Below are 20,475 nucleotides of genomic sequence, written 5' to 3' on the forward strand. Positions count from 1 at the left end.
CGCGGAAGCCCCGCACCGCGCGAACGCGTTGCGGGGCTTCCAGGACCGGTCAGGAGCGGTCGAACTCCTGTGCCGCAAGGGCGCGCACGATGCCCGCACGGCCTTCGGACACCAGGCGGCGCAGGGCCGGCGGGTGCTCGTCGGCCAGCCACGCGTCAGCGGCCTCCACAGTGGACTTCGCGATCGACCACGCCGGGAACATGCCGACCACCATCGACTGCGCGCGTTCCGAGGAACGGCGGTCCCACACGCCCTTCACGTCGGCGAAGTAGCGCTCGACGTACGGCGCGAGCAGCTCCTTCTGCGAGGGGTGCGAGATGCCGGCGATGATGGCCTCGCTGACCGCGTTGGGCAGGTCGTCGTCGTTGACCGCCCGGTCCCACGCCTCGTCCTTGGCCTCGGCCGTCGGGCGCAGGGCGCGGGTGGACTGGGCGCGGCGGTGACCGGTGGAGGTGGGGTCGCGCTCCTCCTCCGCGGCGATCTCCGGCAGGTCCGCCCTGCCGTGCGCGACGAGGGCCTGCAGCAGGCGCCAGCGCAGGTCGGTGTCGACCTCAAGGCCTTCCAGGCCCGCGGAACCGTCGTACCAGCCGCGCAGCACGTCCAGAGTGGACTCGTCCAGCACCGAGGAGGCGAGCGCGTTCACGAACGCCAGCTGGTGGTCCGAACCCGGCTCCGCGGCCCGCGCCAGTTCCAGGGTCTTCGTGACGAACCGGCGCCAGCCCTCCGCGCGCCACGAGTCGTCCGCGTAGGACGACAGCGAGGTCTGGGCCTGCAGCAGGAGCCGCTGCACGACACCGACCTCCGACTCGGCGTGCAGACCGCCGAGCACCAGGTTCACGAAGTCGCGGGCCTTCAGCTCGGCCTCGCGGGTCATCTCCCACGCGGCCGACCAGCACAGCGTGCGGGGCAGCGGCTCCGCGATGTCGGAGATGTGGTCGATCAGCCCGGCCAGCGAGTCGGGGTCCAGGCGCATCGTGCAGTACGTGAGGTCGTCGTCGTTGACCAGCACGATCTTGCCGCGGTGCACGCCGACCAGCTCGGGGACCTCGGTGCGGTCGCCGGTGACGTCCAGCTCGTGGCGGTGCGTGCGGACCAGCTTGCCGCTGCCGTCGTCGTCGTACACGCCGATGGCGATGCGGTGCGTGCGGAACTCGCCCGCACCCGGACGTGCGCCGCCCTGCAGCACGGCGAACTCGGTGAACTTGCCGTCCGCGTCGACGGTGAACTTGGGGCGCAACAGGTTCAGGCCGGTGGTCTCCAGCCACTGCGCGCTCCACCACGACAGGTCGCGGCCGGACGCCTCCTCCAGCGCGCCCAGCAGGTCCGCGAGCGTCGCGTTGCCCCAGGCGTGCTTGGCGAAGTAGACCCGCAGGCCCGCCAGGAAGTTCTCCAGGCCGACGTACGCGACGAGCTGCTTCAGCACGGAAGCGCCCTTGGCGTAGGTGATGCCGTCGAAGTTGACCTCGACCGCCTGCACGTCCGGGATGTCCGCGGCGACCGGGTGCGTGCTCGGCAGCTGGTCTTGCCGGTACGCCCACGACTTCTCGATCTTCGCGAACGTCGTCCACGCCTGGCGGTACTCGGTGGCCTCCGCCTGCGCGAGCACCGACGCCCAGGTGGCGAACGACTCGTTCAGCCACAGGTCGTCCCACCAGCGCATGGTCACCAGGTCGCCGAACCACATGTGCGCCATCTCGTGCAGCACGGTCTCGGACCGGCGCTCGTAGAGGTAGCGGGTGACCCGGCTGCGGAAGACGTAGTCCTCCAGGAACGTGACGCAGCCCGCGTTCTCCATCGCGCCCGCGTTGAACTCCGGCACGAAGCACTGGTCGTACTTGCCGAACGGGTACTTCACGCCGAACGCCTGGTGGAAGAACCCGAAACCCTGCTTGGTCTCGGTGAACAGCCGCTCGTGGTCCATGTGCGGGGCGAGCGAGGCGCGGCAGTAGATGCCGAGCGGGATGCGGAAGTCGCCGTCCACGAACTCGTCGCGCCATTCCGCGTACGGACCGGCGACGAGCGCGACGATGTACGTCGACATCGGCTTGGTCGTGGCGAACGTGTGCACGTCCGCGCCGCCCTCGCCGTCCTCGGTGCCGGTGATCTCGCCGTTGGAGATCACCTTCCAGTCGTGCGGCGCGGTGACCTTCAGCGAGAACACCGACTTCAGGTCCGGCTGGTCGAAGCACGCGAACATGCGCTTGGCGTCGGCGGTCTCGAACTGCGAGTACAGGTACACGCCGCCGTCGACCGGGTCGACGAACCGGTGCAGGCCCTCGCCGGTGTTCATGTACCGGCAGTCGGCCTCGATCGTCAGCTCGTTCGTCTCCGCGAGGTCCGACAGCCGGACGCCGTCCTCCTCGCGGTAGTCGGAGACGTCGATCTCCTCGCCGTTCAGCACGGCCCGGTGCACGGTCGCCGCCACGATGTCGATCCACGAGGAAGCACCCGGAGTCCGGCTGCGGAACACCACGGTGGTGGTGGAGCGGAACGTGTCCGAACCCGGCTTTCCGCCGCCGTCGGTCAGGTCCAGCTCGATCCGGTAGGACTCCACTTCCAGCAGCCCAGAACGTTCCTGGGCCTGGTCGCGGGTGAGGTTGGGCGCGGCCACTGTTCACCTCGTCTGCCACGCGTGTGGTTACGCGCTGACGTCGTCGGGAATGGTTATGACTCCCGCATCCAATCACGGAACCGGCGTGCGGGAAGAGATGACGGGGTGATCTGGTTGGGCTGTTGGGGGGACAACCCCACCTACCGTGACTGAAGGGGCACCCATGGCTGAGAAGGCCAAGGTCGATTTCTACTTCGACCCGCTTTGTCCGTTCGCGTGGATCACCTCCAGGTGGATCCTCGAAGTGGAGCAGGTCCGCGACATCGACCTCAGCTTCCACGTGATGAGCCTGGCCGTGCTGAACGAGGGCCGCGACCTGCCCGAGCAGTACAGGGAGCTCATGACCAAGGGCTGGGGTCCCGTCCGCGTGGCCATCGCGGCCGAGCAGAAGTTCGGCAACGAGGTGCTGCCCCGGCTCTACGCCGCCATGGGCACCCGCATCCACAACGAGGGCAACCAGGACTTCGACGACGTCATCAAGCTGGCACTCGCCGACGCCGAGCTGCCCGCGGAGCTGGCAGAGGCCGCGCACTCGACCGAGTACGACGAGGAGCTGCGGGCCTCGCACCACCGCGGCATGGACCCCGTCGGGATGGACGTCGGCACGCCGACCATCCACATCGACGGCGTCGCCTTCTTCGGCCCGGTGCTCACGAAGATCCCGCGCGGCGAGGAGGCCGGCCGGATCTTCGACGGCGCCCGGCTGCTCGCCGGCTACCCGCACTTCTTCGAGCTGAAGCGCACTCGAACGGGTGACTTGGACTTCAGCTGAGGTCCGTGCCGCGGCTTCGTCGACGCGCGGCGAATTTTCGGGGCGACTTTTCTGCCGGGGTGCCGGCGGACGTGGCGCCGCGCCGAGGTTTTTCACGACCCGGTGCGGCGCCACCGCCGTTTCACCGGAGCGGGCGTGCGCATGGCCGATGACCACCGCCCACCCGATGTGACAGTCTGGACGTCGTCCGCGCCAAACCTGTCACATCCGTCTGGAGGGCTCTCGTGATCGAGGTCGTCAACCCCGCCACCGAGGAAGTCGTCGGCACGCTCGCCGAAGGCACGCCGGCCGACGTCGACGCGGCCGTTGCCGCTGCCGTCGCCGCCTTTCCGGCGTGGTCGCTGACGGCGGTGCCCGAGCGGGTGAAGGTGGTGCGGGCGATCGTCGACGGGCTGCGAGAGCGGGCCGACGAGCTCGCGGCCACCATGACCCGGGAGATGGGCACGCCGCTGGCGTTCAGCCGGAAGGTGCAGGTCGCGAACCCGATCGGGATCGCGGAGGGTGTCGCGGACGTGCTGGAGCGCGGGTACTTCGAGCCGGAGGAGATCGGCAACTCGCTGGTGCTGCGCGAGCCGGTCGGGGTGGTCGCGGCCATCACGCCGTGGAACTTCCCGTTGCAGCAGATGGTGGCGAAGGTCGTCCCGGCGCTGGCCGCGGGCAACACCGTGGTGCTCAAGCCGAGCGAGCTGGCACCGCGGACCGCAGACCTGCTGGCGGAGATCGTCACGAGCGCCACGCCCAGCGGGGTCTTCGGCCTCGTGCACGGCACCGGGCCGGTGGCCGGGGAGGCGCTCGCGGCGCACCCGGACGTCGACATGGTGTCGTTCACCGGGTCCACGCGGGCGGGACGGCGGGTGTCGGCGGTGGCCGCCGAGACGGTCAAGCGGGTCGCGCTGGAGCTGGGCGGCAAGTCGGCCTGCGTGGTGCTCGACGACGCCGACCTCGGGCGGGCCGTGAAGATCGCCGTCGGGAACTCGTTCATGAACAACGGCCAGGCGTGCAGCGCGTGGACGCGGTTGCTGGTGCCCGCCGACCGGCACGACGAAGCGGTGCGGTTGGCGGTCGCCGCGGCGGCCAAGTACGTGCCGGGTGACCCGGCGGAGCCGGCGACGCGGATCGGGCCTGCCGTGTCCGCCGCCCAGCGGGACCGGGTGGTCGGCTACATCCGCAAGGGTGTCGAGGAGGGCGCGCAGCTGGCGGCCGGTGGGCCGGACGCGCCGTTGCCGAAGGGGTTCTACGTGGCGCCGACGGTGTTCGGCGGGGTCACGCCGGAGATGACCATCGCCCAGGAGGAGATCTTCGGGCCGGTGCTGTCGGTCATGCCGTACGCGGACGAGGACGACGCGGTGCGCATCGCGAACTCCACCATCTACGGGCTCGGGGGTGCCGTGTTCTCCGCGGACACCGACCGGGCGCTCGCCGTGGCCAAGCGGTTGCGCACCGGGCAGGTCGACATCAACGGCGGTGCGTTCAACACGAGCGCGCCCTTCGGCGGGTACCGGCAGTCGGGCAACGGGCGCGAGTTCGGCAGGTTCGGCCTCGACGAGTTCTGCGAGATCAAGTCGATCCAGCGGTAAATGAGCTGCGGAACCGGCCGTGGCGGCGTATCACTGCCGCCATGGCCGACTCGACGCTGAGCATCAGGACCATCGACCGCTCTGACCTCGACGACTTCCGGCGGGTGTTCGCCTGGGCGTTCCTCGACGAACCGCGCGACAGCGAGCACCGCTGGACCAAGGTGCTGGAGCTCGACCGCACCCACGCGGTGTTCGACGGTGACGAGATGATCGGCACCGGCGGGATTCTCAGCCGCGAGCTCACGGTCCCCGGCGGCGCGCTCGCACCGGTCGGCGCCGTGACCGTCGTGGGCGTCAAACCCGGCCACAGGCGCCGTGGCGTGGCATCGCTGCTGATGAAGACCCAGCTGCACCAGATGCACGAAGCGGGCGACTCGATCGCGATCCTCTGGGCGTCGGAGGGCGGGATCTACCGGCGGTTCGGCTACGGCGAGCACGCGTCGAGCCGGTCGATGATGACGATGCCGACGCGCATGCCGTTCCACCCCGGCGTGCGGGTCGGCGACGCGCGCATCCGGCAGGTCACGCGCGACGAGGCGCTGCCGTTCATGCGCGAGGTCCACGACCGCGTGCGCCGCACCAGGACCGGCTGGCTGAGCCGGGTCGAGAAGTCGTGGGACGTGCACCTGTCCGACGACGAGTCCGACCGCAACGGCCTCTCGTCCTACCGCTACTGCCTGCACCCGCAGGGGTACGTGGTGTTCCGCGTGAAGCACGAGTGGGACAACAGCGGGCCGCGCAACGAGCTGCACGTGCGCGAGCTCGCGTGCGAGACCGAGCAGGCGTACGCGGACCTCTACCGGTTCCTGCTGGACGTCGACCTGGCGGCCCGGATCTCCTTCTACACCGCCACCGATGAACCGATCTTGCACATGGTCGCTGACCCGCGGAAGGTGCGCCAAGAGCTCGGGGACGCGCTGTGGCTGCGGATCGTCGACGTGGACCGCGCTCTGCCGCTGCGCCGCTACCTGTCCGATGTGGACAGCGTGCTGGCCGTCGAGGACGCGTTGTGCCCGTGGAACTCGGGCCGCTGGCGCCTCACGGTGAAGGGCGGTGAGGCGGTCGTCACCCGCACCGAGGACCCCGCGGACGTGTCGCTCGACATCGCCGCGCTCGGCAGCGCCTACCTCGGCGGCGTGCGGCTTTCCGTGCTCGCACGAGCACATCGCGTGGTCGAGCACACGCCAGGGCATGTCGACGCGCTGACGTTGGCGTTCCTCAACACACACGAACCGCACTGCCCCGAGGTGTTCTAACGGAACTCTGGCCCGCTTTTGCTCGTTGACGGTTTGTCTGCCGTGGGAGGTAAACCGTGGGCACGATCGTGTGGGTCGTTGTGCTGGTGTTGCTGGTCGCCGGCGTGTTCTACCTGGTCAGCCAGAGCAACGCGCGCAAGGCGCGGGAGCTCGACGACGCCAAGGCCGAGGCACGCCGCTGGGTCGAGCGGCTGGGTGGTCAGGTGATGAGCCTCACCGGCAGCAACACCGCCTCCACCCAGGCGCTGGCCGACGCCTCCGAGCGCTTCACCGCCGCCGGTTCCCAGATGGAGCAGGCCCGCACGATCCCGCAGGCCCGCCTGGTCACCCAGACCGCGATGGAGGGCCTGCACTACGTCCGCGCCGCGCGTGAGGCCATGGGCATGGACCCCGGTCCCGCGCTGCCCGAGATCGCGGGCCAGAAGCAGGCCGGTGCCGTCAGCGAGGACCGCCGGGTCACCGTCGAGGGCCACGACTACGCCGCCTCGCCGCAGTCGGGCGCGGGCACGCCGTACTACTACCCCGGCGGCATGGTCGCCGGCCGCCCGGTGCCCCGCGGCTGGTACTCCGAGCCGTGGTGGAAGCCCGCGCTCGTGGCGGGTGCCTGGGGCGTCGGCACGTTCCTGCTGATGGACGCCATGTTCTCCGGCATGCACGGCATCGGCGACTACGGCGCTGCCGACCTGGGCATGGGCGCCGACGCGGGCATGAACGACATGGGCGGCGACTTCGGTGGCGGCGACATGGGCGACTCCGGCGGCTTCGACTTCGGCGACATGGGCGGCGGGTTCGACTTCTAGCCGGGCCGTGAACGACACGAGGCCGCCCCCGCACACGCGCGGGGGCGGCCTCCGTCGTTGTCGGGTGTCAGGCCTGGCAGACGGGGCACCAGAACAGGTTCCGCGCCGCCAGCTCCTTCGTCAGCACCTCGGTGCCGCACACCAGGCACGGCTCACCGGCCCGCCGGTACACGTACACCTCACCGCCGTGCCGGTCCACGCGCGGCGGGCGCTTCATCGCCCGCGGCATGTGCTCGCGGCGCACGGTGTCGATCCGCCCGACCTTCACGCCGTCCTTCATCAGCACGACCAGGTCGTTCCACAGGTCGTCCCACAGCTCGCGGCTGACCTCGGTACCCGGCGTCATCGGGTTGACGTTGTGCCGGAACAGCACCTCGGCGCGGTAGACGTTGCCGACGCCCGCGATGACCTTCTGGTCCATCAGCAGCACGGCCAGCGACTGGCGGGAGCGGCTGACCCGCTCGTGGGCCAGGTCCGGCCGCGCGTCACGGCGCAGCGGGTCGGGGCCCAGACGAGCCCGGATGGCCTTGACCTCGTCGGCGTTCAGCACCTCGCACGCCGTCGGGCCGCGCAGGTCGGTCCAGTGGGTGACGCCGACCATGCGCATCCGCACCTGGCCGACCGGTAGCAGCACGGGCGGGGTGTGCTCGGTGAACGTGCCGTAGAGGCCGAGGTGCACGTGCACCACCGCGTCCGGGCCGTACACGTGGAACAGGTGCTTGCCGTGCGCCTCGGCGCGCACGAGCGTCCGTCCGTCCACAAGGGACGCCGAGAAGCGGCCCTGTGGACTGGAGACGGCCACCGGGGCACCCGCGTACCGGCGCTGGTGCAGCCGCGCGAGGCGGTGCAGGGTGTGGCCCTCTGGCATCGGTCAGCCGGTCTTGCCGGAGTTCTCGTAGGCGCTGACCTGGTCGATGCGCCGCTGGTGGCGGGCGTCGCCGGAGAACGGCGTCTCGAGGAACGCCACGACGATCGCGGTCGCCTCCTCCGCGGTGTGCTGGCGGGCGCCGATGCCGACCAGCAGGGCGTCGTTGTGCTGGCGGGCCAGCTGCGCGGTGTCGACGTTCCACGCCAGCGCGGCGCGGGCACCCTTCACCTTGTTCGCGGCGATCTGCTCGCCGTTGCCGGAGCCGCCGATCACCACGCCGAGGCTGCCGGGGTCGTTCACGACCCGCTCGGCGGCGTCGACGCAGAACGACGGGTAGTCGTCCAGGGCGTCGTACTCGTGGGCGCCGACGTCGACGACCTCGTAACCCTGCTCCTTGAGAGCCGTGGACAGGTGGGACTTCAGCTCGAAGCCAGCGTGGTCTGCTGCCAGATAAACGCGCACGTCACGGAGTCTGACACGCTGGTGCCCATGTTCAGCCAGGAGGGGTACCGGCTGCGGCTGGAGTGGGGGCCCGAGGGGATCGACGCGCTCAAGGGCTGCGACGTGCTCGTGGTGGTCGACGTGCTGTCGTTCACGACGTCGGTGGACCTGGTCGTCGGCAACGGGGGACAGGTCCGGCCGTCGCGCTGGGGACCGGAGTCCGGGCGGACGCCGCGACCGGCGTCACTGGCCGGGGCGACCGGGCTGGTGGAGCTGCCGTCGCCGAACGGGTCGAACCTCAGCTCGCTCGCGGCGACGACCGGTGCGCACGTGCTGGCGGCCTGCCTGCGCAACGCCGAGGCCGTCGCGGAACGCGCCGCGCAGCTGGGCGAGGTCGTCGGCGTGGCGCCCGGTGGCGAGCGCTGGGGCCTCGACGTCCTGGGCACCGGACCGCGCGAGTTCGGCCCGTTGCGGCCGTGCGTCGAGGACCACCTGGGCGCCGGCGCGGTGCTGGCGGCGCTCGCGAGCCGGCTGCCCGCGGGTCAGGCCTCGCCCGAGGCGGAGCTCGCGATCACGGCGTTCACGCACACCGACGTCGTGCGGGCCGTGCGGGAGTGCGGGTCGGGGCGGGAGCTGACCGGGAACGGGCACGCCGCCGACGTCGAGCTGGCGGTCGCCCTCGGGGTCAGCCGGGTCGTGCCGCAGCTGGTGGAAGGGGTCTTCCGGTGATCGAGATCGCGGACGGCGTGTTCGTGCTCCGGCACGCCGAGCTGGACCTCACCCTCGGCCTGATCACTGGATCGGGTGATTCGCTGCTGGTGGACTCCGGCATGGACGAGGGCCTGGCCGAGCGGCTGAGCCCGTCGCGGATCGTGCTGACGCACAACCACTTCGACCACGTGCTCGCGACGGAGGCGTTCCTGCCGTGCGAGGTGTGGGCGCACGAGGACTGCGTGGTCGACGAGAGCCTGCTGGAAAGCCGCGCCCGGTACTACGACGAGCCGTTCACGGGCAGGCTCGTCGCGCCGACGCACACGTTCCGCGACAGCACCACGCTCGACGTCGGGGGCCGCCGGGTCGACCTGCACCACTTCGGTCCCGCGCACACCTCGCACGACGTGGTCGTGCACGTGCCGGACGCCGGCGTGGTCTTCGCGGGCGACCTGGTCGAGGAGGGCGCTCCCGCGCAGGCCGGTCCGGACGCGACGCCGGCGAACTGGCGGCACGTCCTCGACCGGGTGCTGGCGCTCGGCCCGCGCATCGTCGTGCCCGGCCACGGCAACCCGGTCGACGCGGCGTTCGTGCGCGCGATGGCTATCCCGGCGGCCAGCTGAGGCCGCGCCCGCCGAGCACGTGGCAGTGCACGTGGAACACGGTCTGGCCGCCGTCGCGCCCGGTGTTGAACACGAGCCGGTAGCCGGACCCGTCGACGCCCTCGGCCTTCGCCACCTGGTGCGCGGTCGCGAGGACCTGCCCGGCGAGCAGCGGGTCGAGGTCGCCGACGGCCCGGTGGTGCTCCTTGGGGATCACCAGGACGTGCGTCGGGGCCTTGGGGTCGATGTCGCGGAACGCGAGCGTGGTGTCGGTCTCGGCCACGACGGTCGCCGGGATCTCACCCGCGACGATGCGGCAGAACAGGCAGTCGGTCACCCCGCGATGGTATTGGTCCCGTTGGACCCTGTTGTTCCTGGCGCGCGACGGTCAATCATGTCGGGGTGAAGGGCGCCAAGCTCCTGCTCGTGGTGCGGTGCCTCATCAGCTTCGCGATCGGCGTGCTGCTCGTCGTGCTCGCCGTCCGCTTCGGTGAGGCGCTCTGGCGGGCCTTCCACTCGTGATCGCCTTTGGACGAACCTGCGCTAGTCGCGCACGAAGCAGAACTCGTTGCCCTCGGGGTCGCGCATCACCTGGAAGCTGCCCTGTTCGTCGGTGTGCACCACGCCCTCGCGCGTGCCGCCCAGGTTGACCGCCCGCACGACGGCGGCCTCGATGTCGTCGACCTGGAAGTCGAGGTGCAGCCGGTTCTTCACGTCCTTGCGCTCGGGCACCGGCTGGAACGACATCCGCACCCCGCCCGGCGGCTCCACGTGCGCCCACCCGAGCGCCCGCTCGACGGGCTCACCGCCGAGCAGCTCCGCCCAGAACCGCACGAGCGTCGCCGGGTCGTTGCTGTCGATGACGATCTGTTCCAGCCTCACGTCTCCACCAGGTCCTCTCGTGCCCAGTCGCGCAGCCTACTTCCGCGGCCATGGCGAAGATCGTTGTTTTCGGGGCCTGCGGCCAGGCCGGACGGGGGCGTGGCGGTGAGCGCGGTGCACGCAGGTCGGGATCGTCTCGATGTGAGCCGCATCACAAAAGGGCCGAGTGCGGGTGCACTCGGCCCTTTCGTGTCGAGCGGGCGACGGGAATCGAACCCGCGTAGCTAGTTTGGAAGACTAGGGCTCTACCATTGAGCTACGCCCGCTTGCCGCCCGTTGTCGGGGCTGCGATCGATACTTTAGCGGGTGGCGGTAAGCTTGGTGCAACCGGGGCGTGGCGCAGTTTGGTAGCGCACCCGCTTTGGGAGCGGGGGGTCGCAGGTTCAAATCCTGTCGCCCCGATCGGTTGCCGAAAACCCGCAGCGCTCGCCGCTGCGGGTTTTCGCCTTCTCCACCCCCGCAGGTAGCGGCTGGCCCACGTCGCCAGCACCCGCGCCACGTACGTCGCGTCCGCCCGGTCGGCCAGCAGGTGTTCCACGTGGGCGGTGTCGGCGGAGGTGCCGATGGTCGACGACCGCGAAAAGCGTTTCTCCACGTCACTACTGTCCGGTCCGTGCGCTACCAGTACCTCGACGCCCGGCTGCGGCAGGCCTTCGACGACGCCGGGCTCAGCCGGTGCCAGCGGGCGTTGCTGCAGGGCGTGCTGCGCGCGCTCGACCCCGATGCGCACCTCGGCGAGCACGTCGCCGGGCTGGGCAGTGCGTTCCTGGCCGTCCAACGCGCGCAGACCGCCCTTGCCAGCCACGCCGCCGAGGACCACCCGCGGTGGAACCTGCTGCGCCGCATCATCAGCACCTCCGTCACGGTGGTGGACGCCGCCGCGCCCGCCTACGCGCACGGCGGTGCGGAGGAGCTTGCCGAGGCACGGCGGACGTTGCTCGACGTGGACGCCGCCATCGCCGCCGACGGGCAGAAGCTCGACCCCGCCGTCACGGCCGCGGCTGCCGCGAAGCTCGACCCCGAGGCGCTCAGGGCCGCGGTCGAGCGGTGGCTCGCTCCACTGTGGAACGGCGTCGAGCTGCCGTTGCGGGCCAGGATGATCGCCGAGGTCGCGGTGGTCACGGCCGACCACGGGCGGGACGGGCGGCACCTGCGCACCGACCTGTTGCGGTTCCTCAAGAAACCGGACGACCTGGCGCAGGTGCTGTGGCCGCTGCCGCGCAGGCACGTGGTGGCGCTGGTCGTGCGCGGGGCCAGGGTGCTGCGGCACCTCGACGAGCTGCTGCCGGGGGCGCGGCAGGAACCGTTGCACCGCAGCAGGTTGCCGAAGGACGACTTCCTCAAGGACGTGGTCACCGGCTCGTCGGCGCTGGTCCGGCTGCCGGTCACGGCCGCGGACGCGCACACCGCGGCGGTGCTCGGCAGGCGGGTGCTGAGCGAGGCGCTCGACCAGTACGCGGCGGGGGAGCGGCTGACGGAGCTCGACATCGCGCCGGTGTGGCAGGTCAGCGGGCCGACCGGGCGGGTGACCCGCGGCGGGGAGCACCAGCGCACGGTCGGCAACGCCTACCCGCTCACCCCGTACTGGCCGGGTGAGCTGCGGTCGGCGATGCGGGTCGCGAACCTGGCACGGCAGGTCGACGCGCCGATGGCGGCTGCGGGGCTCGCGTGGAGCGCGCTGGAGGCGACCGGGCTGGACCCGAGCCGGATCGGCTGGCTGGCCAAGGCGTGCGCGCTGCAGGTGTTGCGGCAGCACCTGGTCAGCCTGCACGTCGTCGTCACCCACCACGACCGCGAGCTGAGGGCACCGCTCGACGCGCACGTGCCGACGACTGGGGTGAAGCACCACCTGAGGTCCGTCGACGCGTGGCTGGAGGTGCTCGTCCGGCACCCCCGGCCGAACGAGCGGCTGAAGGCCGCGCAGGACGCCGTCACCGCGCTCGCGGAGAGCGAGGGCGGGCTGGTGCCAGACCTCGTGGAGCTGTGGCGGTCGCGGCTCGCGGACTCGAACGCCCTCGCGGACTGGTTGCAGGAGCAGGAGGACACGGCCGCGGCACTGCTGGAATGGCTTTACGCCACGCGGAACCTCGCCTTCCACGCCGGCACGTTCGCCGCGCCCGGTGACGTGCTGACCGCGCACGCCGGGCAGGCGCTCGCCGACCTGGCGCTCGAGTTCCTCGGCAACTGGCGCACGCGGGAACGCCGGCAGGGCCGGGACGAGACGCCCGCGCTGGAGGTCTACCGCCGCCTCGCCCAGCGCAAGGACCAGCTCACCGCGCGACTGCGGCGGGCGAACTCCGTGCGCAGGCTCAGCGTCGAGGACATCTCCGGGCCTGACGAGAAGTGGTGGACGCGGGGCGAGGCCAACGGCGACAAGGTCAAGGCCCGGCTGCCGAAGGTCTGACGACCGACACGGGTCGTGGGTGGTTCCTGGACGAGAGGAACCACCCACGACCCGTTTCACGCATCAGGCGGCCTGGTGCCCGTTGGGCACCTCAGGCTCGTGGCGGTGCGTCATGCGGTGCCACCACGACCGCGGCCGGCCACCGCTGCGGTAGTACTCCTGGACGCGGCGGGCGTCCTCGCGCAGCGCCGCCTGCCGGTAGTCCATCTCGGCCTTGATCGCCTCGGGCGTCCACTCCACCTGAACCAGCTCCTCAGTTCGCTTCGTTGACGAGACCGAGGTTGCCCCTGAGGGATGGCCCCTCACATCGAACGATCACCCAAGGCTGCGCCGCGAGACCCCTTACTCAGCCGAAAGCGCCCGGGTGGAAGGGTTCCACCCGGGCGCCTGAGGCGTGCTAGCTCACGCGCGCGGTCGTACCGGGACGCACGGTCGTGGTCGTGGCCTGCGCCTGGTTGTCCGCGGGCCTCGCGTCCTGGTACCAGTCGGGGGACGAGGCCACCGCCCGGAACGTCACCTGGCCCGCCGCGGCGTCGGCGGCGGAGTAGGTGTACGCGAACACGAACTCGGTGCGGGCGGTCGGTGAAGCGGCCACGCGCTGCAGGGTGTAGCCGATCTCCTGGCCTTGGGCGCCGTTCGCGCTGACCTTGTAGAGCGTGACCTTGACGTTCCCGTCGTGGTGGGGGTTCGCCACGTACGCCTTGATCGTCTTGGTCTGGTCGGCCCGTGCCGCCTCCGGCACGGACAGGGCGGTGATCGCCAGGTCGTGCGTCTCGACCGTCAGCTTCTCCGGCACGCTGCTGCCGGTGCGGCCGTCGGACGTCGTCGCGGTCACGGAGACCGAGTAGTCACCGTCCTTCGCGTACCGGTGCCTGATCCGCTCACCGGGCACGATCGGCGCCGACCCGCCGTCGCCGAAGTAGACGGTGCCGCTGACCAACGGTCGCTGCTCACCCGCGGACGGCACGAACTCGACGTCGGTGTAGATGGTCGGGTTGTTGGGGTACGGCGACAGCCACGGCCGCAGCGGCGCAGCGGTGCTGAACTCCACGAACGCCGGCTCCGCGTCCGCGGGCGTCTCCGCCACCCGGACCAGGTAGGACTCGCCGGCCTCGGCCGAGAAGACCGACCGCATGCCGTTGCGCTCGTTGTCGTCCGTGGACACGCAGTCCACTTCGGACAGGTCGGCGGCGCGGTACACGCTGACGGCGCCCTCGCTGGCGAGGACCTGGACGAACCTGCTGCTGGTCGGGGCGTAGCGGTACCAGACGGACTGCGTCGCCGCCGGGTCGCAGCTCGCGGACAGCTCGCCCGGCTCCGCCGTCGTGCGCCGCAGGTCGACGTCGTGCCTGCTCGGCACCGCGACCGCCGCGGCGTTCGCGCGGTTGTCGTTCGACAGGCCGGGAACGCCGCGGAAGTCGATCAGGACCGGGCCGCCGCCGGAGTAGTACTCGACCACCATCACGTGGTAGGTCGTGCCCGCTTTGACCGCGAACGTGTCGTCCCTCGGACCGTTCGCGGTGCAGGCGCCCTCGACCGGCGTCAGCGCGCCGCGCTCGCCGGTGAAGACGCCGTAGAACGGCCCGTACCGCTCGCTGTGCGTGGCCAGCCGGACGAAGCCGTCGGCGGGTGCGGTGTAGCGCAGCCACACCGAACCCGCACCCCAGTAGTTGCAGGCGTTCGGGTCGTCGGCGGCCTTGGTGGCACCGGTGGTGTCGATGGTGGCCGTGAACGGCAGTGCGGTGACGTCAAGAGCGGTGTCGAAGTCGTCGTTGCCCGGTGCGGCGTGCGCGACACCCGGTACGGACAGGGCGAGCAGGGCCGCGGCACCGAAGGCCAGCGCACGCGTTCTGATGGACAGTCTCATGATCCCCCCAGATCAGTTCAGGACGGCGGCGGCGGCGAGTGCGGGACGCACGGTGGTCGCGATCGCGATCACCTCGTTGTCGCCGGTGTTCGCGTCGTACACCGGGTACTCCAGCTTCACCTCGGCCTTGAACGTCACCTTGCCGGTCACCGCGTCCTCCGGCGTGAAGGTGTAGGAGAACGGGAAGCTCACCTTGCGCGTCGGGTGCGCGGGCACGTCGAGCTTCAGCACGCCGACCTCACGCCACCACTCGCCGTCGTGCTTGTAGAGCCTCACCGTGGCCTGCTCCAGGTACCGGGTGTTGCCCACCTGCACGGTGATCTGCTTCTGCTGCCCGGCCCGTGCCGAGGTGGGCACGGTGAACTTGGTGATGCCGACGTCGTGCGTCTTGACCGTGACCTCGACGGTGTCGGTGGAGACGCGGCCGTCGGACGTGGTCGAGCGGATCGCCGCCGTGTACACGCCGTCCTTGGTGTACCGGTGGTTCCGGTCGGTCTCCTCGCTCGCGGGCAGCGTGGTGCCGTCACCGAAGTCCCACTCGGTCAGCACCGGGTCGTCGAAGTCGTTACCGGTGTAGACCCGGAACGGGATGGTGTCGTTGACCGACGGACCACCCGACGTGGTGGAGTAGCTGAGGTTCGTCGTGAACGCGGGTGCTTCCTTCAGCTCCAGCGTGAACCGGGAGTCGTCGCCGGCGCTGCTGACGAGCTGGAAGAAGTAGGTCTTGCCGCCCGTGAGGCCGACTGCCTTGCCGTTGTAGGCGGACGTCCCGGTGCACTTGCGCAGTTCCAGCCCGCCCAGTGCGGCGCCGTCGAAGACGCTGATCACCGGGCTGCTGCCGCCGCTCGACTTGACCTGCACGACCACGGACTGGTCCTGGGCGGGCGTGTAGGAGTACCAGACCGACGGCCGGCCCTCGGAGCTGTGACAGGCCGCCGCGTACGGCTCGGCGTCCTGGGCGGAGGCCAGCGAGAAGTCCGGACCGGGTGTGGAGAACGGCAACGTCACCGGCTGCGCGTTCGCGAAGTCGTCGTTGGCCAGCGGGGAGATCCGGTCGAGCGCGAGCTTCAGCGCGCCACCCGTCACGTTCTGCCCGGTCACCATGAAGTGGTAGGTCTCGCCCGCGGTCGCGCGGAACGTGACCGGGTCGGTCCGGCTGCGGCTGCAGCCGTCGGAGTACCAGTCGACGTGGCGCAGCTCGTGCCGCGGCCCGGTGAGCGTCGTGACCACCAGGTCTCGGCCGCTGCCCTCGGTCTTGAGCCGCAGCAGGCCGTCCTCGGTCGCGGTGTAGCTGAACCACACCGAACCGCTTGCGACGTAACCGGTGCAGTCGTACGGGTCGTCGAGCGCCTTGGTGGCGGACGTCGTGTCCTGTTCGGTCACGTACGGCAGGGCGTTGATCACGGTGGGCGTGTCGAAGTCGTCGTTGGTCGGTGGTGCCGCGTGTGCCACACCGGGCACCAGCACCCCGACCAGGGCGACGGCCGCGACCGCCGCTGATCTCCAGGAAGGCATGCGAAAGTTCCCCCAAGTCCCCAGACCCCGGCCTTGATGGCAGGGGTACCCCGACCCTAGATCGCGACGGATGGGGTGTTCGTTGCACGTTCCGGCCGAATTGCCCCATCCGGCGCAGCGCGCGCGTTACCTCGTGAACCGCAGGGTGATCACCTGGAACGGGCGCAGCACCACCTCCGCGGCCGCGGCACCCAGCGGCCGTTCGAGCAGGTCGGTCTCCTGGACGTCCCGATGGGCGAAGGAGGTGCTGATCGAGGCGCGGGCACGACCGCCGTGCGCCTCGTAAAGTCGGACGACGACGTCGCCCGACCGGTCGTCCGCCAGCTTCACGGCCTCGACCCTGACCGCCGGGTTGCCGGTGCGCACCAGCGGTTGCGGTGCGGCCGAGCCCTGGACGGTCCGCGGCGGCAGGTTGATCCGGTAGCCCGCGTCCACGGCCTCCGGCAGGCCGCCGAGCACGAGGGCGTAGCGGAAGCGGTGGTGGCCCTGGTCGGTCTCGGGGTCGGGGAACCGGGGCGCGCGCAGCAGGGACAGGCGCACGGTCGTGGTGGTCCCGCCGTCCTCGCGGGTGGTGCGGGTGACCTCGTGGCCGTAGGTCGAGTCGTTGACCACCGCGACGCCGTAGCCGGGTTCGCCGACGTGCAGGAAGCGGTGGGCGCAGATCTCGAACTTCGCCGCCTCCCACGAGGTGTTGGTGTGGACGGGCCGGTGCAGGTGGCCGAACTGGGTCTCGGCGGTGGAGACCTCGGCGCGCAGGTCGAGCGGGAACGCGATCTTGAGCAGCTTCTCGCGTTCCTGCCAGTCGACCTCGGTGTCGAAGTCGACCTGCTTGGAGCCCTCGCGCAGCCGGATCGTCTGGGTGAGCGCGGAGTCGCCGAACTCGGTGCGCACGACCACGGCGTCGGCGGCGTCGACGCGTTCGGTCGGGGCCAGGTCGGACCGCCAGTTGCGGTAGAACGGGTCGATGTCCCAGGCGTCCCACTGGTTCGGGTTGTCCTTGTGCAGCTGCGGCAGGCCCGCGCACCCGTGCGGCGGCAGGACCTCGCGCTGCTCCTCCAGGTCGAGGACGGAGGTGATCACGCCGTCGCCGTCGACCGTCACGCGGAGGCGGCCGTTGTCGAGCACGCCGCCCACAGGCGCGACGAACGGCCTGGGCGCGTCACCGCCGAACACGTCGAAGACGACCTCGGCGGAGCCGTCGCCCTTGACCGCGTCGATCGCACGGGTCGTGAGCTGCTCCAGCTCCGCCGCCACCCGCGCGTAGGTCGCCTCGGCCTCGCGGTGCACCCAGGCGATCGAGCTGCCCGGCAGGATGTCGTGGAACTGGTGCAGCAGCACGGTCTTCCACAACCGGTCGAGGTCGTCGTACGGGTACTCGGCACCGTGGAGCGCCGCCGCGGTCGACCAGTGCTCGGCCTCGCGCAGCAGGTGCTCGCAACGCCGGTTGCCCTGCTTGGTCTTGGCCTGCGTGGTGTAGGTGGCGCGGTGCTTCTCCAGGTACAGCTCGCCCGCCCACACCGGCGCGTCCGGGTACTCGTCCTGCGCGGCCTGGAAGAAGTCGCGCGGCGGCTCGACCGTCACGGTCGGGGAGCCTTCGAGGTCCGCGACCCGGTGCGCGGTCTCCATCATCTCGCGGGTGGGGCCGCCACCACCGTCGCCGTAGCCGAACGGGACCAGCGACCGGGAGGCCTTGGCGTGCTCGGCGAACTGGCGTGACGCCCGTGCGAGCTCCTCGCCGCTCAACGAGGAGTTGTAGGTGTCGACCGGCGGGAAGTGCGTGAAGATCCGGGTGCCGTCGATGCCCTCCCACCAGAACGTGTGGTGCGGGAACCGGTTGACCTGGTTCCACGACAGCTTCTGCGTGAGGAACCAGCGCGAGCCGGACAGCTTGATCAGCTGGGGGAGCGCGGCGCTGTAGCCGAACGAGTCCGGCAGCCACACCTCCTCGGTCTCCACGCCGAAGTTGTCGAGGAAGAACCGCTTGCCGTGCACCAGCTGCCGGGCCATCGCCTCACCGCCGGGCATGTTCGTGTCCGACTCGACCCACATGCCGCCGACCGGCACGAACTGCCCACTGCGGACCTTCTCGCGCACGCGGTCCCACACGTGCGGGTGGTGCTCCTTCATCCACGCGTACTGCTGGGCCTGCGAGCACGCGAAGTAGAAGTCCGGATACTCGTCCATCAGCCTCGTGACGTTGGAGAACGTCCTGGCGCACTTGCGGACCGTCTCCCGCAGCGGCCACAGCCACGCGGAGTCGATGTGCGCGTGGCCGATCGCGGAGACCTTGTGCGCGGAGGCCGTGGCGGGCATCGACAGCACGCCGGCGAGCTGGTCACGGGCGTCGGCGGCGGTCTCCGCGACCGCGTTGAGGTCGAGCGCGTCCATCGCCCGGTCCAGCGCGTGCAGCACCTTGTGCCGGCGCGGGTCGTGCTCGGGCAGCTCCTCCATCAGGCCCTGCAACACCTCGATGTCGAGCATGAGGTGCCAGACCTGCGGCTGGAACACCGCGAGCTCGGCCCTGCGGATCTTGTACAACGGCTCGGTGCCCGCGGTGTCCTTGTCGCCCAAAGCGGTCGGCAGGAACGGGTGGAAGTCGAGGATCGTCGGGTTGCCCGCGGCTTCGAGGTAGTAGCGGACCTCGCTGCCCTCGACCGGCAGGTGGGTGTTGCGCGGCTCGATGCCCTTGATCGGCACGCCGTCGGCGGTGTAGGCGAGGCCTTCCGACTGGAAACCGGGGCCGGGGTGGGTGAAGCCGAGGTCGAGCACCACCTCGACCTGCTCGCCCCGCCACGCCTCCGGGACGGTGCCGGTCAGCCGGAACCAGCTGGTGCTCCACGGCGCACCCCAGTCGTCGCCGACCCGCGCGGGTTCGTAGTGAGCGGCGAGGGCTTCGGCGACCGGCACCGGCTCGTCCGGCACGGTCCACACGGCCAGCTCCAGCGGCGCGGTCTCGCCGTAGACCGCCGGGCGGATGCGTTCCTTCAGCGTGCGGTTGAGGCGTTCTTCCAGCAGCGCGCGTTCGTCGTGCATGTCAGTTCCCCAACTCGATCGAGGCCCGCACACCCGTGCGCGCGAGGGCCATCCACTCTTCGAAGAAGGCGCCACCGGGACCCCACGAGGGCCGGTCGCCGTGCAGCGTGATCGGCGTGCGCTCGGCCGGCGCGGGCGGCGTCTCCCCTGCGATCCGGGCGATCACCTCGCCGAGCGGCTTGACCTCGCGTCCGGTGGTCATCAGCCCCAACTCGTACTCGCGTTCGGGGAAGTCCACCAGCGCGCGGTCGACGTCGAACGAGCACCACCACGTGACGCCCCACAGGTCCGCGCACGTCAGCACGTTCGCAAGCGTTCGCTCGGCGAACTCCGGCGCCTGCTCGGCGCTGATCTCGGGCTGGGCGGCGCCGACCTCCTGCAACCACACCGGCCGCCGCGGGTCCCTCGCGTGCGCCTTCGCGAGCTCGACCAGGTACTCGGCGTGGTGGACGCTCTCCGGCGACATCGGGCCGTAGAGCTGCGCGGTGCCGTTGAAGACCCACGAGTGCACGGTCGTCATCGCGCCCTTGTTGGCCGCGTGCTCCGGCAGGAACGAGTGCTCGCTCTCGTACCAGACGGCGTCGTACTCGGAGTGCACGTGCGGGTGGTCCGGCGCGGCCGCGGCGCACTCGGCGAGCAGCGCATCGATCCACTCGCCGGCCTGCTCGGGCGTGCACGGGTTGGACTCGGTGAGCAGGTTGACCTCGTTGCCGAGGGTGAAGCCGAGGAAGTTCGGCTTCTCGCGCAGCGCCTCGGCGAGCGTGCGGACGTAGAGCCTCTGCCCGCTGATCACCTCGGGGTTGGTGAAGATGTTGGCGCGGTGCCAGGTCTGCACCCACGACGGGTAGAAGTCGAAGCTCGACAGGTGGCCCTGCAGCACGTCGACCTGCACGTCCAGGCCGTGTTCGCGGGCCGCGTCGAGCACCTGGCCGAGCTGCTCGACCGCCTTCGGGCGGACCAGGCCCCGGTTGGGCTGGAACACCGGCCACAGCGGGAACACCCGCACGTGGTCGAGCCCCAGCCCGGCGATCGCCGCGAAGTCCGCTTTCACGTCGTCCAGCGAGAAGTCGAGCCAGTGGTGGAACCAACCGGTGGACGGGGTGTAGTTCACGCCGAAACGCAAGGTTGAACTCCTC

Annotated in this window: 17 protein-coding genes and 2 tRNA genes; 8 read left to right on the top strand and 11 right to left on the bottom strand. The window is 70.8% G+C overall.

What is annotated here, in order from left to right:
• Positions 1 to 49: 49 nt before the first annotated feature.
• The gene (pepN, locus tag ACZ7CF_RS38480) at positions 50 to 2,611 is read right to left on the bottom strand and encodes an aminopeptidase N (protein ID WP_360399574.1); all 2,562 of its coding nucleotides are present in this window, start codon (positions 2,609 to 2,611) and stop codon (positions 50 to 52) included.
• Between the two features lie 163 nt (positions 2,612 to 2,774).
• Here pepN and ACZ7CF_RS38485 point away from each other — a divergent pair, with 163 nt between their 5' ends.
• The 4 genes from ACZ7CF_RS38485 (at position 2,775) to ACZ7CF_RS38500 (ending at position 7,016) form a co-directional block, all read left to right on the top strand.
• Positions 2,775 to 3,383 carry a mycothiol-dependent nitroreductase Rv2466c family protein gene (locus ACZ7CF_RS38485; RefSeq protein WP_470372145.1) on the top strand — a complete coding sequence of 203 codons (609 nt, stop codon included), beginning with the start codon at positions 2,775 to 2,777 and terminating at the stop codon, positions 3,381 to 3,383.
• Between the two features lie 224 nt (positions 3,384 to 3,607).
• Complete coding sequence (locus ACZ7CF_RS38490; protein ID WP_470372146.1) at positions 3,608 to 4,960, top strand: aldehyde dehydrogenase family protein; 1,353 nt, start codon at positions 3,608 to 3,610, stop codon at positions 4,958 to 4,960.
• 41 nt (positions 4,961 to 5,001) lie between these two features.
• Positions 5,002 to 6,216, top strand: coding sequence for a GNAT family N-acetyltransferase (locus ACZ7CF_RS38495; RefSeq protein ID WP_470372147.1), 1,215 nt, complete (start codon positions 5,002 to 5,004; stop codon positions 6,214 to 6,216).
• Between the two features lie 56 nt (positions 6,217 to 6,272).
• Complete coding sequence (locus ACZ7CF_RS38500; protein ID WP_458433961.1) at positions 6,273 to 7,016, top strand: hypothetical protein; 744 nt, start codon at positions 6,273 to 6,275, stop codon at positions 7,014 to 7,016.
• A 67-nt stretch (positions 7,017 to 7,083) separates the two neighbouring features.
• On the opposite strand, the gene ACZ7CF_RS38505 is transcribed toward ACZ7CF_RS38500, so the two are convergent.
• Together ACZ7CF_RS38505 and ACZ7CF_RS38510 are read right to left on the bottom strand one after the other, a co-directional pair.
• Complete coding sequence (locus tag ACZ7CF_RS38505) at positions 7,084 to 7,884, bottom strand: Fpg/Nei family DNA glycosylase (RefSeq protein WP_360399559.1); 801 nt, start codon at positions 7,882 to 7,884, stop codon at positions 7,084 to 7,086.
• Positions 7,885 to 7,887: 3 nt separating this feature from the next.
• Positions 7,888 to 8,346 (bottom strand): ribose-5-phosphate isomerase, encoded by a 459-nt coding sequence (locus ACZ7CF_RS38510; protein ID WP_360399556.1) that lies wholly within the window; start codon positions 8,344 to 8,346, stop codon positions 7,888 to 7,890.
• Between the two features lie 27 nt (positions 8,347 to 8,373).
• Between ACZ7CF_RS38510 and ACZ7CF_RS38515 the strand changes: the two genes are divergently transcribed.
• Positions 8,374 to 9,054: a 2-phosphosulfolactate phosphatase gene (locus tag ACZ7CF_RS38515; protein WP_470372148.1), complete on the top strand. Its 681-nt coding sequence runs from the start codon at positions 8,374 to 8,376 to the stop codon at positions 9,052 to 9,054.
• Positions 9,051 to 9,659 carry an MBL fold metallo-hydrolase gene (locus ACZ7CF_RS38520; RefSeq protein ID WP_470372149.1) on the top strand — a complete coding sequence of 203 codons (609 nt, stop codon included), beginning with the start codon at positions 9,051 to 9,053 and terminating at the stop codon, positions 9,657 to 9,659. Before ACZ7CF_RS38515 ends, ACZ7CF_RS38520 begins: the two co-directional genes overlap by 4 nt.
• On the opposite strand, the gene ACZ7CF_RS38525 is transcribed toward ACZ7CF_RS38520, so the two are convergent.
• From ACZ7CF_RS38525 to ACZ7CF_RS38535, 3 genes are all read right to left on the bottom strand, one after another.
• Positions 9,640 to 9,975 (bottom strand): histidine triad nucleotide-binding protein, encoded by a 336-nt coding sequence (locus tag ACZ7CF_RS38525; protein ID WP_360399547.1) that lies wholly within the window; start codon positions 9,973 to 9,975, stop codon positions 9,640 to 9,642. The two genes, ACZ7CF_RS38520 and ACZ7CF_RS38525, sit on opposite strands and share 20 nt — an antisense overlap.
• Positions 9,976 to 10,181: 206 nt before the next feature.
• On the bottom strand, positions 10,182 to 10,520 hold the full coding sequence (locus ACZ7CF_RS38530; RefSeq protein WP_470372150.1) for a VOC family protein: 339 nt from the start codon (positions 10,518 to 10,520) through the stop codon (positions 10,182 to 10,184).
• A gap of 195 nt (positions 10,521 to 10,715) precedes the next feature.
• A tRNA-Gly gene (locus ACZ7CF_RS38535) sits at positions 10,716 to 10,786 on the bottom strand.
• Between the two features lie 62 nt (positions 10,787 to 10,848).
• Here ACZ7CF_RS38535 and ACZ7CF_RS38540 point away from each other — a divergent pair.
• Positions 10,849 to 10,922 (top strand) — tRNA-Pro (locus ACZ7CF_RS38540).
• Between the two features lie 211 nt (positions 10,923 to 11,133).
• Complete coding sequence (locus tag ACZ7CF_RS38545) at positions 11,134 to 12,924, top strand: hypothetical protein (RefSeq protein ID WP_470372151.1); 1,791 nt, start codon at positions 11,134 to 11,136, stop codon at positions 12,922 to 12,924.
• 63 nt (positions 12,925 to 12,987) lie between these two features.
• Here the strand turns inward: ACZ7CF_RS38545 and ACZ7CF_RS38550 are convergent, their stop codons facing one another.
• From ACZ7CF_RS38550 to ACZ7CF_RS38570, 5 genes are all read right to left on the bottom strand, one after another.
• A complete protein-coding gene (locus ACZ7CF_RS38550) occupies positions 12,988 to 13,164 on the bottom strand; it encodes a hypothetical protein (protein WP_470372152.1) in 177 nt (58 codons plus the stop codon).
• A 157-nt stretch (positions 13,165 to 13,321) separates the two neighbouring features.
• The gene (locus ACZ7CF_RS38555; protein ID WP_470372153.1) at positions 13,322 to 14,791 is read right to left on the bottom strand and encodes a PKD domain-containing protein; all 1,470 of its coding nucleotides are present in this window, start codon (positions 14,789 to 14,791) and stop codon (positions 13,322 to 13,324) included.
• A gap of 12 nt (positions 14,792 to 14,803) precedes the next feature.
• Positions 14,804 to 16,306, bottom strand: coding sequence for a PKD domain-containing protein (locus ACZ7CF_RS38560; protein WP_360399518.1), 1,503 nt, complete (start codon positions 16,304 to 16,306; stop codon positions 14,804 to 14,806).
• A gap of 126 nt (positions 16,307 to 16,432) precedes the next feature.
• The gene (locus ACZ7CF_RS38565; RefSeq protein ID WP_470372154.1) at positions 16,433 to 19,339 is read right to left on the bottom strand and encodes an alpha-mannosidase; all 2,907 of its coding nucleotides are present in this window, start codon (positions 19,337 to 19,339) and stop codon (positions 16,433 to 16,435) included.
• A 1-nt stretch (position 19,340) separates the two neighbouring features.
• The gene (locus ACZ7CF_RS38570) at positions 19,341 to 20,462 is read right to left on the bottom strand and encodes a glycoside hydrolase 5 family protein (protein ID WP_360399514.1); all 1,122 of its coding nucleotides are present in this window, start codon (positions 20,460 to 20,462) and stop codon (positions 19,341 to 19,343) included.
• Positions 20,463 to 20,475 lie beyond the last annotated feature (13 nt).

The organism is Lentzea sp. NPDC036955, from assembly GCF_055608005.1.

Bases quoted from the DNA above. Each gene is read 5' to 3' on its own strand.
- ACZ7CF_RS38485 (WP_470372145.1), top strand. From the start codon at position 2,775: ATGGCTGAGAAGGCCAAGGTCGATTTCTACTTCGACCCGCTTTGTCCG.
- ACZ7CF_RS38495 (WP_470372147.1), top strand. From the start codon at position 5,002: ATGGCCGACTCGACGCTGAGCATCAGGACCATCGACCGCTCTGACCTC.
- ACZ7CF_RS38505 (WP_360399559.1), bottom strand. From the start codon at position 7,884: ATGCCAGAGGGCCACACCCTGCACCGCCTCGCGCGGCTGCACCAGCGC.
- ACZ7CF_RS38515 (WP_470372148.1), top strand. From the start codon at position 8,374: ATGTTCAGCCAGGAGGGGTACCGGCTGCGGCTGGAGTGGGGGCCCGAG.
- ACZ7CF_RS38555 (WP_470372153.1), bottom strand. From the start codon at position 14,791: ATGAGACTGTCCATCAGAACGCGTGCGCTGGCCTTCGGTGCCGCGGCC.
- ACZ7CF_RS38560 (WP_360399518.1), bottom strand. From the start codon at position 16,306: ATGCCTTCCTGGAGATCAGCGGCGGTCGCGGCCGTCGCCCTGGTCGGG.
- ACZ7CF_RS38565 (WP_470372154.1), bottom strand. From the start codon at position 19,339: ATGCACGACGAACGCGCGCTGCTGGAAGAACGCCTCAACCGCACGCTG.